Origin of the sequence: Mucilaginibacter sp. Bleaf8, assembly GCF_018390515.1 — a bacterium.
Taxonomy (GTDB): Bacteria; Bacteroidota; Bacteroidia; order Sphingobacteriales; family Sphingobacteriaceae; genus Mucilaginibacter.
The window spans coordinates 793298-807553 of the sequence record NZ_JAHBBK010000002.1; the positions used below are offsets into that span (position 1 = coordinate 793298).

A 14256-nucleotide genomic window follows, 5' to 3' on the forward strand; every position below is an offset into this window, starting at 1 on the left:
CTTTACTAACTGTCAACTTGTGATTTTATTTAACTGCAACGCTGTCTTGTTTGGTGCTTTGCAGGCAAAAGTTAGTATAAAATTCATTATCAGCTGCACTTAGCTGATAGGATGCTCCATAAAAGTTTTTTAGACCCGGCTCTTGTTGGTAAATCTTATAGCTGTCCGCTTTCAAGTTACGTTTTAGCACCGGACTAAGGTTTTTAAAGTTAACGTAAAAAGCTACGTTACATTGTTTGGCTTGCAGATTTTCAAATGCGGCAAAGTTTTCCGTTTTATTTAAAAAACTGCTGTTTAAGTAATTTTCCTTGTAATTGTTAAGTTCCCTTGGTGTATTGGCCAGTACCAGATAGTTATCCAAAATTATAAAGTAGGGTCTGCGAAATTCCGTAAAAGCATCCCCTAATAGAAGATAAGGTATACGGTTATAATTCAGCTGCCCGGTCTCTTCATCAAGCATTGTGCTGATATTATTCATGAATGGACGGAGTGCTGAGCCATTTTTTACCTGGATAATAGCGAGCTTTTCGTCGAAACGCGTAGTCACGATTGCAAATTCGTTGCTTAGCAGTTTGTTTAATTCATTTTGTAAAGCAATACCTGTTTCTGCTTTTATTTTACTTAGTAGTGCGTTTTTTTCTTTCTTTAAGCCTGCTTTTTGTTGCCACTTGTCAAGAAGCTTTACAAAACGGCCTATATCATTTACTGCAAAGCTACAGCTGTAAGCTGTTGTGATTGGAAATACATCTTTTAAGTGCGTATCAACAGGCTTAAAGTGGCTGAAGAGTGAAAGGTAACTTGCTTTGTGGGCGTTGATACTGGTATATCCGTTAAACATCAGTGCATCTGTTTTGTAGTTCAAGCTAAGCGTTGACGTGGCAGTTGTGATGCGTAACGGTTGCAAAATATCGGTATTGGCTTGCCTGAACAACTGGCTGAACAAGGGCGTAAGTTGTTGTGTGTTGATATACAACGTGCCTAAGGTATTACTGGCTTGCTGATCGGATAGTACTTTGAAATTGGAGACGGATGGTGCTTTATACTGAATACATTGCTCTACCAGGTTTCTGGAAAAACTTCCGGCGTACACGTTGTTGATAAGCTGGCTTATATAAAAGTCTTTATTGATAACGTTGAAGTGAATGGCAAAGCCCGGTTTATTCGCAAGCTGCTCTTGTTTTATGGAAAAGCCGGTATCGCGTATGGCTAACAAATCCTGCACCTTTAAACCGCCGGTATTAGTGGCTATGGTATACAAAAGTTCGGTGCTATGATCACTTTGCGGATGTAGTGATATGTAGAGGTTTTGACCATTAAGCGCCGGTTTTATAACCACATTATTCAATACAGTGTTATGTAATACAGCAAGTTCCTGTTGCTTTGAACGGCCGGTTATGGATGAGAATAATGCACTGCTGTCGTATATATCGTAAAAGCTGTCATCATTATTAAACTCAAAAATCAGGGCAGCGGTAGAGGGTATGGTATTGATTACCTGGCTACCACGTAAGCCTGGCAAGCTCAGGTTTTTGAAATAAGTAACTGTTATCACAGCGGTAGCCGCTAGTAGGAGCATGGTAATGATAATCAGTCTTTTCATAAGCACGAGTGTAAAGCAAAGTTATATTTTTTACTTTGCGGCCATAAAGTAATTATTACAATTGGCTAATTTAGCTGTTTGCCAACCATACGCATGAACAGAACAATCATTATAACAGCTGCTATATTAGGCGCTGTAGCCGTAATAGCAGGCGCTTTTGGCGCACACGCTTTGAAGGCAATTTTATCTCCGCAGCAAATACAAATTTGGGGTACGGCAGTACAATATCATTTTTATCATGTTTTTGCGTTACTGTTTTTGTCAACCTTTGCGCGCGATAAAAACAACCTGGTATTTGCCAGCTATTGGCTGTTTTTGCTGGGTATCTTATTCTTTTCAGGCTCGCTATATCTGCTTTCGTTCAGTGGCGTGTTGCATTGGAACTGGCTACATATCTTGGGGCCAATTACACCGGTAGGCGGATTATTGTTTATCTCCGGCTGGATTACCCTGGCGTTGGCTGCTATCAGAAATAAATAAATACATGTTAGAGTTTGCTGAATCCCGTTATAGTGCTAACCGCAAAACCCTGTTTGTTGAGGTTATATTGCCATTGGCTATAGCCAAAAACTACACTTACCGTGTGCCATTTGAAATGAACGAGGTAGTGGCAGTAGGCAAAAGGGTGGTGGTGCAGTTCGGTAAAAGCAAGCTGTATACGGCCATTATTCATAGTATCACCGAGCAGGCCCCTGAAAAGTACGAAGCCAAGTACCTAATGGAAGTGCTGGATGATAATGCGGTTGTTACTGAACAACAACTACAGTTTTGGCACTGGATGGCTGAGTACTATCTGTGTAATACCGGCGATGTAATGAATGCGGCGCTACCCGCAGCTTTCAAGCTGGCCAGTGAAACCCGCATTATGCTTAATCCGGATGAAGCGGTTGACCGGTCAATACTGCACGATAAGGAGTTTCTGATAGTTGATGCCCTTGACCTGCAACCCGTACTTACGGTAAGCGATATTGTAAAGCTGCTGGGGCAGAAAGTGGTGATGCCGGTGCTTAAATCGATGTTTGATAAAAACATTATCTTCATATCTGAAGAAGTAAGCGAGCGCTACAAGCCCCGAAAACGTACTTATATTAAACTGCATGAATTTTACCAGGATCAGGATAACCTGAGGGCACTTTTTACCCAGCTGGAGCGCCGTGCGCCTAAGCAGGCCGATGCTGTGCTGGCTTACATAAAACTATCGCGTGAGCAACCGTTGGTATCTAAAAATGATTTGATGGAAGCCAGCGGCGCCACATCAAGCATTGTTAAATCACTGATAGAAAAACAGATATTAGTTGCAGAAGATAAGAATGTTAGCCGCTTGTTTTATGACTCTTTTGAGTCGGCCGCCAGCTTTACATTGAACCCTGCACAGCAGCAGGCTTTGGAGCAATTACAGCAACAGTTCAAGGAAAAGGATGTAGCACTTTTGCACGGGGTCACCTCATCGGGCAAAACGCAGATATACATTCGATTAGTTGAAGAAGCGATACAAGCCGGCAAGCAGGTGCTTTACCTGCTGCCAGAAATAGCCCTAACTACGCATGTAATTGAGCGTTTGCGCAAATATTTTGGTAATGATATTGGCGTGTATCATTCCCGCTTCAACGATAATGAGAGGGTAGAGGTATGGCAAAAGGTTTTAAAGCACGAATATAAGGTAGTGTTAGGCGCACGCTCGTCAGTGTTTTTGCCATTCGACAATCTCGGCCTGGTAATCATTGATGAAGAACACGAAACCTCTTACAAGCAATTCGACCCGGCACCGCGCTACAATGCGCGCGACGCAGCTATTTTCTTAGCCAGTCGTTATCATGCCAAGGTGCTGCTGGGCTCGGCCACGCCATCTTTTGAGTCTTATTTTAACGCCCGTACAGGCAAGTATGGTTTTGCCGAACTTACCGAACGGTTTGGTGGCGTAAGCTTACCTGAAATTGAAGTAGTGAGCATCACTGAGGAAACAAAGCGCAAAACCATGCAGTCGCACTTTACCAGCGTATTAATGCGTGATATGGAGCAGGCACTTGCCAATAAGGAGCAGGTTATATTGTTTCAAAACCGTAGGGGGTATGCACCGGTACTGATATGCAGGGTGTGTGCGTTCACGCCGCGTTGCATTAACTGTGATGTGAGCCTGACCTACCATAAAAGTAGCAGCAATTTGCACTGCCATTATTGTGGTTATAAAGAAGAAACCCTAACTATTTGTCCGGCTTGTGGGTCAACGCATTTGGAATATAAAGGCTTTGGTACCGAAAAGATTGAAGACGAATTGAGTGTGCTATTGCCCGAAGCCCGCATAGCCCGTATGGATTTGGATACTACACGGGCCAAAAACGCTTACCAAACTTTATTAAATGATCTGGAAGAAAAGCGTATTGATATTTTAGTGGGTACCCAAATGGTGGCCAAAGGCCTCGACTTTTCGGATGTAACGGTAATTGGTATCATCAATGCCGATAGCTTGCTCAAATATCCAGACTATCGTGCTAACGAGCGCAGTTTCCAGATGCTGGCCCAGGTAAGCGGCCGTGCAGGGCGCAGGGGCAAGCAGGGTAAGGTAGTGATACAAACTTACAATCCGCATCACCGCGTGATTGATCAGGTAATCAAAAATGATTATAAAGACTTATACATTACCGAGATTGAAGAGCGCAAAAGCTTTAAATACCCGCCTTTTTACCGGATCATTCAAATGGATGTTAAACACAAGGATGCCGAGCAGCTTTATTATCAGGCAGAGCATTTGGCTAATGAACTGCGCAGGCACTTTGGCGATAGGGTAATAGGACCGGAATTTCCACTTATAAACCGTATCCGCAATTTCTATATCAAATCTATCATGCTCAAGTTTGAGCGCGATACCATATCCATAGCCAAGGTTAAAACGGTTATTCGTGAGGTGATTTTACAGTTTCAAACCACGAAGCTTAGTAAGGGCTGCATTGTGCAGCCCGATGTTGATCCGTATTGATGTTATCGGCGAATGTCATACAGGTGAATGTATTTGATAGCGCCTGCACCGCACCTAAACGTTGCATCAGATTCTTTATATGTGATTTTAACCTGAATATTGTCTAACTGAAAGTTTTCGGGAAGGTTGTCGGGCGCATACGTAGTATCTCCAATCTTAATTAACCAACCACAGCCGTCTAAAGCAGGTGAACCGGTATCTATAATAGTGGCCGTAGTTTCGGCATTGTCATACTTGTGTTTTTCTTCGCAATTATCTTTCTTACAGGAGTAAGCAACCAATGATAAAACCAATGTAAAGCATAGTAATGGTAATAAGGTTTTGCGTTTCATAATACGTTTTATTTTAGTTTCATTACGCAATTCGAATAACCGGTGATACAGAATGTATTGTTAAGAATTCGTTAAATTATCTCAATAGAGGTGTGAGGACTGGTCATAAAATTATATAACCTAACTATCAATATCTTAAACCTAATCTTAACAGGTGGATGAATGATACCACTGAAAGAGGTCTTTTTTTGACTAAATTTGTGATCGGATGGCTTACAAGTTTGTTGATAATTACCGCGAAAAAGGTGCGCGAAAAAGATTGGTTGATTTACTTCAAAAAAAGGGAATTGAAGACGAACATGTACTCCTGGCCATGGGAAAGGTGCCACGTCATTACTTTTTTGATGAAACGTTCTGGAGCCAGGCATATAAGGATATCGCATTTCCTATAGGCGAAGGTCAAACCATTTCCCAACCGTATACCGTTGCATACCAAACTCAACTATTACATATACGTAAAGGCGATAAGGTGCTTGAAATTGGTACCGGTTCTGGTTATCAGACCTGTGTGCTGCTGGAACTTGGCGCCGAAGTATACACTATTGAAAGGCAGGAAAAACTTTTTGAACGTACCGTTCAGGTTTTACCCTACATGGGTTACAAGCCTAACTTTTACTTAGGCGATGGTTCAAGAGGAATAGAAAATCATGCACCGTATGATAAGATCATCGTAACAGCCGGCGCCCCCACCGTACCCGATGTTTTATTACGTCAACTTAAAATTGGCGGCTTATTGGTGATACCGGTAGGTAATGAGCAGGAACAGAAAATGGTTACCATCCTTAAAGTAGCGGAAAATGATTATGAGAAAGTTGTGTTGGATACATTCAGATTTGTGCCGCTGGTAGGCGATAAGGCCTGGTGACTGCACCGGCGGTCAGCATCGGCAAATACAAAAAAGGCAAGGTTGTAATAACCTTGCCTTTTTTGTTTATTGAATTTAGAATGGTGATTTACCGTTTCATTACCCGGCTTAGTTCTATTTTAACATCACGCTCTTTCATGGTTTCGCGCTTGTCGAATGCCTTTTTACCTTGTGCTAAACCAATCTTTAACTTTGCAAATCCACGCTCACTGATAAACATAGCTAGCGGAACTATCGTAAATCCTTTTTCTTCGCCGCGGGTTTTCAGCTTTTTCAGTTCTTTTTTATTTAGCAGTAAAACGCGGTCGCGCTTGGCTTCATGGTTATAAAAGGAGCCATGCGAATATTCGGAAATATGCAGGTTACGAACATATAACTGCTCGCTTATAAATGTGCAAAAAGCATCGTTCAGGTTGGCTTTACCTTCACGTATTGATTTTATTTCGGTGCCTAAAAGTTTTATACCGGCTGTGTATTCATCCAGTATATGGTACTCAAAGTAGGCCTTTTTATTTTTAATGTATAATAGATCGTTCATCGTTTGAGCGTGCAAAAGTAGGTAAATTATTTATTCTGTGGCTTTACTACCAGTACAGGTACATTTACCAGGTGCCTTACCGTATCAACTGTAGTGCCATAAATCAAATCTTTGAGCGCTTTGTGGCCATGCGAGCCCATTACCAGAAACTCGATTTTTCCTTCTTTAACTGTTTTGGCAATAGCTTGTGCGCGGTGACCATAGCCAATATGCGCCTGTGAGGTGTACCCAAGATTGTTCAGCGCGGTTACATACTGTTGCAGGTTGCTTTGGTCGCTTTGCGTTTCATAATCATTAACCTGTGTGCCGTGGTAGCGTGCTCCGGCTGTTTCAACCACATGTATCAGTGTATAATTGGCATCCTTACCGCCCTGCATCAGAGCATGACTGATGGTGTCCTGATCGTTATCTGAAAAATCGATGGTTATGCCTATGTGCTTATACTGTATGGTTTTTAAATCCTGAATGGCTTTTGCTATGCCATGCGGTATGGCGGCAGGCTTATGGTCGGAGTGGTGGATAAATGGTTTAACAAGGATATACAGCATAAGTGCCGCTATAGCGATGGCAATTGGTATAACTACATAGTGAATTATCGGTGCAGTAGTTGGGTTAGCATTAGCCCAGTTGCCAATCTCTTCAACCACTAATTTACCATTCAGTGCAACTATAAGTACGGTAAATATCCATGCCATTACTTTCATCCACATTGGGATGGCAAATTTGCCCATCAGCTTCTTATCCGAAGTAAAATGAATAAGCGGTATAACGGCAAAACCCAACTGCAAACTCAGTACTACCTGGCTTAACACCAGCAAGCGGCTCAATCCCTCGCTGCCGGCGTATAATACAGTTAAAAATGCTGGTACAATAGCCAGAAGGCGCGTAATCAGCCGTCTGAGCCAGGGGGCTATACGCAAGTTGAGGTGGCCCTCCATTACTATTTGCCCTGCCAGTGTGCCGGTGATGGTTGAACTTTGGCCGGAGGCAATTAATGCTATGGCAAACAGTGCCGGAGCCATCGATCCAAAAATATTGTTAAGCAATTTATGTGCATCCTCAATCTCGGCAACTTCATGGTAGCCGTTTTTAAAAAAAGCGCTTGCGGCTAATATCAAAATAGCGGCATTCACAAAAAAAGCTAAGTTTAAAGCAACCGTCGTATCAATAAAATTGAACTTTATAGCGTTACGAATACCTTCATCGCTACGGTCAATTTTGCGGGTTTGCACTAAAGATGAATGGAGATATAAGTTGTGCGGCATTACCGTTGCGCCAATGATGCCAATTGCAATGTACAGCGAGCTGTGATTTAATGCCGATGGCACGAAGCCTTTCATAATTTCCGGCACATCGGGTTTAACAATCACCATTTGTATCAAAAAGGAAAGCCCTACAATAAATATAAGCGATACAATAAATCCTTCCAGTTTGCGCATTCCTTTGTTAAGCAGAAATAAGAGAAGTAAAGTATCAAGCAAGGTGATAGATACACCCCATATCAGCGGAAGCTTAAATAACAATTGCAAGCCGATGGCCATACCAATCACCTCCGCTAAATCACAGGCTATAATGGCAATTTGGGCCAGGATGTATAAGCAAAAGTTTATGAAGCGCGGGTAAGCGTTTTTTGATGCCTGAGCAATGTCGAGTCCGCGTACGATACCTAAGCGCGCACTGAGGGACTGTAACAGCAAGGCTATCAAATTTGAAAGCAGCAGCACCCAAATAAGCCGGTAACCAAACTGGCTGCCAGCCTGCAGGTCGGTTGCCCAGTTGCCCGGATCCATATAGCCAACGCTAATCAGATACGCCGGCCCGATAAAAGCCCATATTTTGCGCCAGCCCGTTTTGCTTTCCGTTTGTACGGAGCCATGTGCGTTGCCCAGCGATTCGCCGTTACTGAAATTCATAGTGCGATTAATAAGTTTTTTGCCACTTCGCGGCTGATGTTTAATACTTTATTATCTGTAGTTACCTCCAGGCAAAGGTCATAGTCGGTTATCTCCGTAACCTTTATTTCTTTACCTATGGTAAGCTGTATTTTTTCAAGATACTGTAAAAATGAAGCGGAGTGATCACTCACCGCTGCTATGACACCCGTTTGGTGTTGTGTTAATGCCAAAGCCGGTTGAAGTAGCTGCGCTTTAATTTCGCCATTGCTGTTGGGTATTGGATCACCATGCGGATCAAATTGAGGATAGTCCATAAATTGTTCCAGCCGGTTTATTAATTCTACCGATGATATATGCTCAAGTTCCTCAGCCATATCATGCACCTCATCCCATTTAAACTTTAGCTTATCAACCAGAAAGTGCTCCCATAAACGGTGCTTGCGTATAATGCCCAAAGCTACTTTCTGACCGGCAGGCGTAAGGCTTACACCCTGGTAACGTGCATAGTTGATCAGCTTTTTCTCCGCCAGCTTTTTCAGCATATCAGTCACCGAAGCAGCCCGGGTTTTCAGGGATGCAGCAATATCATTTGTGCTGGCCTGCTCATTTTGCTCCAGCAGGTGATATATGCTTTTTAGGTAGTTCTCTTCGGTATAAGTATGCATTTTACCAAACCTAATAAAATTTTTAGACTAATCTAAAATTTACAAACTCATAGAATTAGGTTTTGTTTACCTTATTCAATCAAAAATTTTATTTTGTAAATGCGGCTACTATATTTGCGCTATGGCCGCTGATTTAGATAAGATCGATTTACAGATACTCAAAATTTTACAGGAAAACGGAAGGATTACCAATCTGCAACTGTCTACAGAAATTGGTTTATCGCCAGCACCAACGTTAGAACGTGTACGTAAGCTGGAAAATGCGGAGTATATTAAAAGCTACCATGCCGTTGTAGACGAAGAGAAGCTGGGCTTAGGAATTAAAACGTTTATACAGGTATCGCTCGATTTTCATAAAAGCAACACCGTTGACGTTTTTCTGGAGGCTATCAAACAGATAAAAGAAGTAACGGAATGTCATCACGTAACCGGTCAGTGCGATTTTTTGCTGAAGGTTTATGTGCGCAACATTAAGTTATATGAGCAGCTGATTATGGAAAAAATCAGCCGCATACCGGTGGTTAAAACTTTCCAGACCATGATGATCATGTCTACCAGTAAACACGAAGCGACTTTGCCGCTGGAATATTAATTTATAGCATAAGGCTAAGAGCCATGAAACAAGAGCGTGGCATTGTCTGATTACGTCTTAGCTGTTGTTTCCTGGCTCTTTCGCTTACCGTATTTGCCAGTCAATCGGGTCTTTGCCTTCTTGTTGCAAAATAGCATTAGTCTTCGAGAAATGGTGGCAGCCAAAAAAGCCACTGTCGGCCGAGTAGGGCGAGGGGTGTGCCGCTGTCAGGATGTGATGCTTTTGCTTATCTATCAGTTCTGCTTTGGCTTGTGCAAACTTGCCCCACAACAAAAATACAACACCTTCCTTTTGCTCAGATATCGTGCGGATAACGGTATCGGTAAAAATTTCCCAGCCTTTTTTCTGGTGCGAGCCCGGTTTGCCTGCGCGCACGGTGAGCGTAGCATTGAGTAGCAGTATCCCCTGGTCGGCCCATTCGGTCAAATCGCCATGGCCGGGTATAGTAAAGCCGGGAATATCAGATTGCAACTCCTTATAAATGTTTTTGAGTGATGGTGGTACAGTAATGCCTTTTTGCACGGCGAACGATAAGCCGAAAGCTTGGTTAGCGCCGTGGTAAGGGTCTTGCCCCAGGATAACCACTTTTAATTTATCAAAAGGCGTGTGCTTAAAAGCATTGAAAATGTTGCTGCTTTTTGGGTATACGGTTTCGCCGGCGTCTTTTTCAGATTTTAAAAATGCTTTAAGTTTAAGCATGTAATCTTTCTCAAACTCGTTATGCAAAACTTGCAGCCAGGAGGGTTCTAAATCGATAGCCATAAATATTTGTGCAGGTAATTGATTAAACGTATAAATAAACGGATATTTGCACTTTATTACAAAAGTACAAACGATGTCAAATATTGTTCGGTTAATTATAGCCTGTGTAATTTTAGGTGCGGGCGTTACATTAGCAGGTTTTGGTTTTTGGGGCTGGGGAATTTTAGTATTCCTGATAGGCGGCTTAGTGTTGCTTACTTATTTCTTTAACGAGAACATGCTGGTGGCCCAGTACTACCTGCGCAAAGAAAATACAGACGAGTCGGAAAAATGGCTTGCCAAAATTACCGATTACGAAAAGCAGTTGTATAAAGGTCAGCACGGCTATTATAACCTGTTATTAGGCTTAATTGAATCGCGCAAAACACCTTTAAAATCCGAAAAGTATTTTAAGAAGGCATTATCATTAGGCATGTCCATGTCACACAACACCGCCCTGGCTAAATTAAGCCTGGCTGGTATTGCCATGGCTAAGCGTAACAAGCTTGAAGCGCAACGATATTTACAGGAGGCAGCTAAGGATGATAAGAACAAACTGCTGGCCGAACAGATTAAGATGATGAAAGGGCAGATGTCGCAAATGGATAAGCAAGTGCAACGCGGTTTCCGTAACTATTAATCATTTAATATATATAACAATAAAGGGGCTTAAGTTTTACTTAAGCCCCTTTATTGTTTCCTTCCTACTTTAGCTGTCTGTATACTTTGTTTTTAATTACCCAATACAGGCCTTTTACATCTGTTTTCCAAACGGGTAACAGGTAAATTAATACAATCTCCTCAATCAAATCAACTAACGTAGCGATGGCCGCTGCGTAAAACAGCAGATCGATAGGGCTGGTAAAAAAGTGGAACAGTATAAGGAATATGCCCTGTAATACAGCAGCTATTTTGGCTGTGTAGGTATGGAACGAGCTCATTTTGCCATACTTTAACCAGGCATAAGCATTTTGCACCAGATAAAGCACCACTAGCGAACCTGCCAAAATAGCTTCTTGCTTAATAAACTCAGGTTTAAAAACATAAATACCAACAATGGCAGCCAGCACGGTCAAGTCGTCGGCGATGGAATCGATGGTGGATCCCATTGCGCTTACTACTTTGTATTTACGAGCCAGATAACCATCAATTGAATCGGTGAAGAAACTAACGGCTAACAGCCATTTAAACGGTTCGGGCTGATGATTGAATATGAGGTACAGCAGTACCGGCGCCATTAGCATCCGGTAAAACGTTATAAAGTTTACTATATAATAATATCGTTTGCGCATAGGTATTGAATGTATCGTCAATCAATCATTGGCTGATTTAGGTAAAACAGCTTTCCAATAGCGGTAGTAGCTTATTAACAAATTTTACTGTAATCAGTTGTTAGTCCGCAGTAAATATATGCTTGTTGTTTACAATGTGCTACTTCTATTATCTAAAACGTTTCAAAGACGCCTTACTGATATCTGTGTTAACGCTTTGTTATTAATCAGCCTTTTGTGTGATTGGCGTCACTATTCACTACAGCTTTTATACTCACCTTAGCATTGTGAAAATAAGCAACATGAAATCCAATTCGTTACCTGTATTAATTCACGGTGCAAATGTTAAACAATTGTGCATTACGCTTGCCATAATTGTAATTTCATTTACAGGAAAAGTTTCTGTTGCAGCAGGCCAATCAAGCTATTTACAAAAAGATACCTCCGTTAGAAGCCAGCTTAATCAGCAGCTTAATGATCCCATGCTAACGGCGGAGCTTATTTTTCCGCTCACCGTAAAAAGGTTTTATGCTAAAATAAATAATGAGCCCGTATGGACAAAACAAGTGGCTGACAACCGTAAAACGTGGGATGCTATATTACTGCTTAATTGCGTACGCCAATACGGGCTCAGTTATGCAGACTATCACCCTAAGGAAATAGCCAAGGCTCAATCACAGCAGTTGTTGGATAAACCGGCTGGAATTAGTAATGCAGAAAAGGTGCGTTTTGAAATTATGCTAACGGATGCATTGATCGCATTTATTAATAACGTGCACTACGGGAAGTTGAATCCGGATTTTTCGTCAAGTAGAGTGGATGCTGCTCGAGGAGGTGATTTACGTGCTGATGAGGTATTGGAACAGGCGCTAAAGAGCAATGATTTTGCAAGTGCTATTATCTCTGTACAACCAACCACACCACAGTACTGCCTTTTGCAAGACCAATTGCGGTTGATAACCAACCAGTATACCGGTGATTGTTATGAAATACCCGAAAGTACCGCCCGTAAAGTAGCCATCAATATGGAGCGCCTGCGTTGGGCTGGTAATAATGGTGTGGCCTATCTTCAGGTAAATATCCCAGCTTATGCACTGAGGTTTTACCAGCCCGATACCACCTATCTGTTCAATGTTATTGTTGGTAAACCAGACCATCGCACGCCGACTTTACAAAGTAAGGTGCAGTACTTTACCACCGCACCGGAGTGGCATGTACCGGCCCGTATATTCCAGAAAGAGATTTTACCTAAAGCGTTAAAAAATGCAGATTACCTGGAAAGTAATCATTTAGCCATATATACTAAAAGTAATCAATATGTTGTGACTGATGCAGCCGGCTTGGCTAGGGTAAAGCAAAATCCGAACAACTACGTGGCCAGGCAGTCATCCGGATGTGATAATGCATTGGGGAAGATTGTTTTCCGTTTCCCGAATGTTTACAACGTTTACCTGCATGACACGCCCCAGCAACAGTTGTTTAGCCGGACTGAACGGGCATTTAGTCATGGTTGCGTCCGTGTGGAACATGCCGGTAAGCTGGCCGAACTGTTACTTAGCCGTGATGGCACCGCCAGCCGCATACCTGCGTTGCAAAAGGCCTTTGCAGCATACCAAACACAAACGTTTACTTTGAAAAAGCCGGTACCTGTTATTATCACTTACCTTACCTGTGAGGTAAAGAACGGCGAACTGATCAAATACAATGACATTTATAAGCTGGACAATCAGCTCGAAATGGCTTTGTATGGTACCGATAAGCAGTTTACTATGAGCAACCAATAGTTATCAAATCACCTCAAATACCAGTAATCATGAAAACTATTTTAGTACCCACCGATTTTTCTGCACAGGCTGACAATGCAGCCCGTTATGCAGTACAATTAGCCAAAGGTATTAAAGGCAATGTAAAGTTGTGCAACGTTGTTAAGATACCTGCAGATACAATTATGGCAGCGCAGGTTGCGTGGCCGTTGCTTGATTATGATACGGCAATGGATGATACCACCGCCAGTCTGGGCCGCTTGGCCGACCAGCTGCGTTTGGAAGAAGAGGCTACAAGCAGCGTTAACTCATATCATCCGGCTATTGAATTTTGCTGCCAGGTGGGCAATGTAACCGAGGTTGTGTCTGATTTTGTGGCACAGAATAAAGCACCACTTGTTGTAACAGGTATGTCAGGAGCCGGCGCAGTCAACAGGTTCTTTTTGGGCAGCAGTAGTCGGGATCTGATTCATCGGGCAGCTTTCCCGGTATTACTGGTACCTGGTTCTGCTACGTTCAGCGGATTGCAACGTATTGCTTTCGCTACCGATATGAGCGAGAGTGATGTTCATGTAGTGCATTCGCTGGCCAGCTTGGCAAGGCACTTTGATGCCGAACTGTTATTAGTGCACGTGGTCGATAATGACGATCTAAATGAGCAGCAAAAGATAAAAACGCTCATGGCGGATGTTACTAACAAAGCCAATTATCCGCATATTTATTACAGGCACCTGCATAGCGCCAATGTTGATGAAGGGCTGGCCTGGATTATTGAAAACGGGCAAATTGATATGCTGGCTATGGTTCACCGCCAGCACGATTTTATAGAAAGGCTAATTAATGGCAGCCATACCTTTAAGCTGGTGCGACACACAACTTTGCCTTTACTGGTATATCCGGTAAACAAAACGTCATATTTTTAAGCGCTTCACAACCTATACCTTATATTGTTTAAAATCAGAAAAGCTCCCAACCATATTTGGTAAAGGGAGCTTTTTGTTTGACTGTTGGCGCTTAAAG

Annotated in this window: 14 protein-coding genes; 7 read left to right on the forward strand and 7 right to left on the reverse strand. The window is 42.4% G+C overall.

Features of this window, described 5'->3' with window-relative positions; all coding sequences use genetic code 11:
• Positions 1-25: 25 nt before the first annotated feature.
• Positions 26-1600, reverse strand: coding sequence for a hypothetical protein (locus KHS38_RS12360; RefSeq protein WP_213488853.1), 1575 nt, complete (start codon positions 1598-1600; stop codon positions 26-28).
• Between the two features lie 93 nt (positions 1601-1693).
• On the opposite strand from KHS38_RS12360, the gene KHS38_RS12365 reads away from it, so the two are divergent.
• Both KHS38_RS12365 and priA read left to right on the forward strand, forming a co-directional pair.
• A complete protein-coding gene (locus tag KHS38_RS12365) occupies positions 1694-2080 on the forward strand; it encodes a DUF423 domain-containing protein (RefSeq protein ID WP_213488854.1) in 387 nt (128 codons plus the stop codon).
• Positions 2081-2084: 4 nt separating this feature from the next.
• Complete coding sequence (gene priA / locus KHS38_RS12370) at positions 2085-4574, forward strand: replication restart helicase PriA (protein WP_213488855.1); 2490 nt, start codon at positions 2085-2087, stop codon at positions 4572-4574.
• 2 nt (positions 4575-4576) lie between these two features.
• Here the strand turns inward: priA and KHS38_RS12375 are convergent, their stop codons facing one another.
• On the reverse strand, positions 4577-4906 hold the full coding sequence (locus KHS38_RS12375; protein WP_213488856.1) for a hypothetical protein: 330 nt from the start codon (positions 4904-4906) through the stop codon (positions 4577-4579).
• 208 nt (positions 4907-5114) lie between these two features.
• On the opposite strand from KHS38_RS12375, the gene KHS38_RS12380 reads away from it, so the two are divergent.
• A complete protein-coding gene (locus KHS38_RS12380) occupies positions 5115-5771 on the forward strand; it encodes a protein-L-isoaspartate(D-aspartate) O-methyltransferase (protein WP_213488857.1) in 657 nt (218 codons plus the stop codon).
• 88 nt (positions 5772-5859) lie between these two features.
• On the opposite strand, the gene smpB is transcribed toward KHS38_RS12380, so the two are convergent.
• The 3 genes from smpB to KHS38_RS12395 are packed head-to-tail and all read right to left on the reverse strand — an operon-like array spanning position 5860 to position 8869.
• A complete protein-coding gene (gene smpB / locus KHS38_RS12385) occupies positions 5860-6309 on the reverse strand; it encodes an SsrA-binding protein SmpB (protein ID WP_213488858.1) in 450 nt (149 codons plus the stop codon).
• 26 nt (positions 6310-6335) lie between these two features.
• Positions 6336-8222: an Nramp family divalent metal transporter gene (locus KHS38_RS12390; protein ID WP_213488859.1), complete on the reverse strand. Its 1887-nt coding sequence runs from the start codon at positions 8220-8222 to the stop codon at positions 6336-6338.
• Positions 8219-8869: a metal-dependent transcriptional regulator gene (locus KHS38_RS12395; RefSeq protein WP_213488860.1), complete on the reverse strand. Its 651-nt coding sequence runs from the start codon at positions 8867-8869 to the stop codon at positions 8219-8221. Before KHS38_RS12395 ends, KHS38_RS12390 begins: the two co-directional genes overlap by 4 nt.
• Before the next feature lie 121 nt (positions 8870-8990).
• Between KHS38_RS12395 and KHS38_RS12400 the strand changes: the two genes are divergently transcribed.
• Complete coding sequence (locus KHS38_RS12400; protein ID WP_213488861.1) at positions 8991-9461, forward strand: Lrp/AsnC family transcriptional regulator; 471 nt, start codon at positions 8991-8993, stop codon at positions 9459-9461.
• 84 nt (positions 9462-9545) lie between these two features.
• Here KHS38_RS12400 and ung read toward each other — a convergent pair whose 3' ends face one another.
• A complete protein-coding gene (gene ung / locus KHS38_RS12405; protein ID WP_213488862.1) occupies positions 9546-10223 on the reverse strand; it encodes a uracil-DNA glycosylase in 678 nt (225 codons plus the stop codon).
• Positions 10224-10296: 73 nt separating this feature from the next.
• Here ung and KHS38_RS12410 point away from each other — a divergent pair, with 73 nt between their 5' ends.
• Positions 10297-10842, forward strand: a complete 546-nt coding sequence (locus tag KHS38_RS12410; RefSeq protein WP_213488863.1) for a DUF2892 domain-containing protein — start codon at positions 10297-10299, stop codon at positions 10840-10842.
• A gap of 64 nt (positions 10843-10906) precedes the next feature.
• Here KHS38_RS12410 and KHS38_RS12415 read toward each other — a convergent pair whose 3' ends face one another.
• Positions 10907-11494: a CDP-alcohol phosphatidyltransferase family protein gene (locus KHS38_RS12415; protein WP_283770001.1), complete on the reverse strand. Its 588-nt coding sequence runs from the start codon at positions 11492-11494 to the stop codon at positions 10907-10909.
• A 281-nt stretch (positions 11495-11775) separates the two neighbouring features.
• Here KHS38_RS12415 and KHS38_RS12420 point away from each other — a divergent pair, with 281 nt between their 5' ends.
• On the forward strand, positions 11776-13257 hold the full coding sequence (locus KHS38_RS12420; RefSeq protein ID WP_213488864.1) for a L,D-transpeptidase scaffold domain-containing protein: 1482 nt from the start codon (positions 11776-11778) through the stop codon (positions 13255-13257).
• A 29-nt stretch (positions 13258-13286) separates the two neighbouring features.
• On the forward strand, positions 13287-14159 hold the full coding sequence (locus KHS38_RS12425; protein ID WP_213488865.1) for a universal stress protein: 873 nt from the start codon (positions 13287-13289) through the stop codon (positions 14157-14159).
• The last annotated feature ends 97 nt before the right edge of the window (positions 14160-14256 follow it).

Bases quoted from the DNA above. Each gene is read 5' to 3' on its own strand.
- KHS38_RS12360 (WP_213488853.1), bottom strand. From the start codon at position 1,600: ATGAAAAGACTGATTATCATTACCATGCTCCTACTAGCGGCTACCGCT.
- KHS38_RS12365 (WP_213488854.1), top strand. From the start codon at position 1,694: ATGAACAGAACAATCATTATAACAGCTGCTATATTAGGCGCTGTAGCC.
- priA (WP_213488855.1), top strand. From the start codon at position 2,085: ATGTTAGAGTTTGCTGAATCCCGTTATAGTGCTAACCGCAAAACCCTG.
- KHS38_RS12375 (WP_213488856.1), bottom strand. From the start codon at position 4,906: ATGAAACGCAAAACCTTATTACCATTACTATGCTTTACATTGGTTTTA.
- KHS38_RS12380 (WP_213488857.1), top strand. From the start codon at position 5,115: ATGGCTTACAAGTTTGTTGATAATTACCGCGAAAAAGGTGCGCGAAAA.
- smpB (WP_213488858.1), bottom strand. From the start codon at position 6,309: ATGAACGATCTATTATACATTAAAAATAAAAAGGCCTACTTTGAGTAC.
- KHS38_RS12390 (WP_213488859.1), bottom strand. From the start codon at position 8,222: ATGAATTTCAGTAACGGCGAATCGCTGGGCAACGCACATGGCTCCGTA.
- KHS38_RS12395 (WP_213488860.1), bottom strand. From the start codon at position 8,869: ATGCATACTTATACCGAAGAGAACTACCTAAAAAGCATATATCACCTG.
- KHS38_RS12400 (WP_213488861.1), top strand. From the start codon at position 8,991: ATGGCCGCTGATTTAGATAAGATCGATTTACAGATACTCAAAATTTTA.
- ung (WP_213488862.1), bottom strand. From the start codon at position 10,223: ATGGCTATCGATTTAGAACCCTCCTGGCTGCAAGTTTTGCATAACGAG.
- KHS38_RS12410 (WP_213488863.1), top strand. From the start codon at position 10,297: ATGTCAAATATTGTTCGGTTAATTATAGCCTGTGTAATTTTAGGTGCG.
- KHS38_RS12415 (WP_283770001.1), bottom strand. From the start codon at position 11,494: ATGCGCAAACGATATTATTATATAGTAAACTTTATAACGTTTTACCGG.
- KHS38_RS12420 (WP_213488864.1), top strand. From the start codon at position 11,776: ATGAAATCCAATTCGTTACCTGTATTAATTCACGGTGCAAATGTTAAA.
- KHS38_RS12425 (WP_213488865.1), top strand. From the start codon at position 13,287: ATGAAAACTATTTTAGTACCCACCGATTTTTCTGCACAGGCTGACAAT.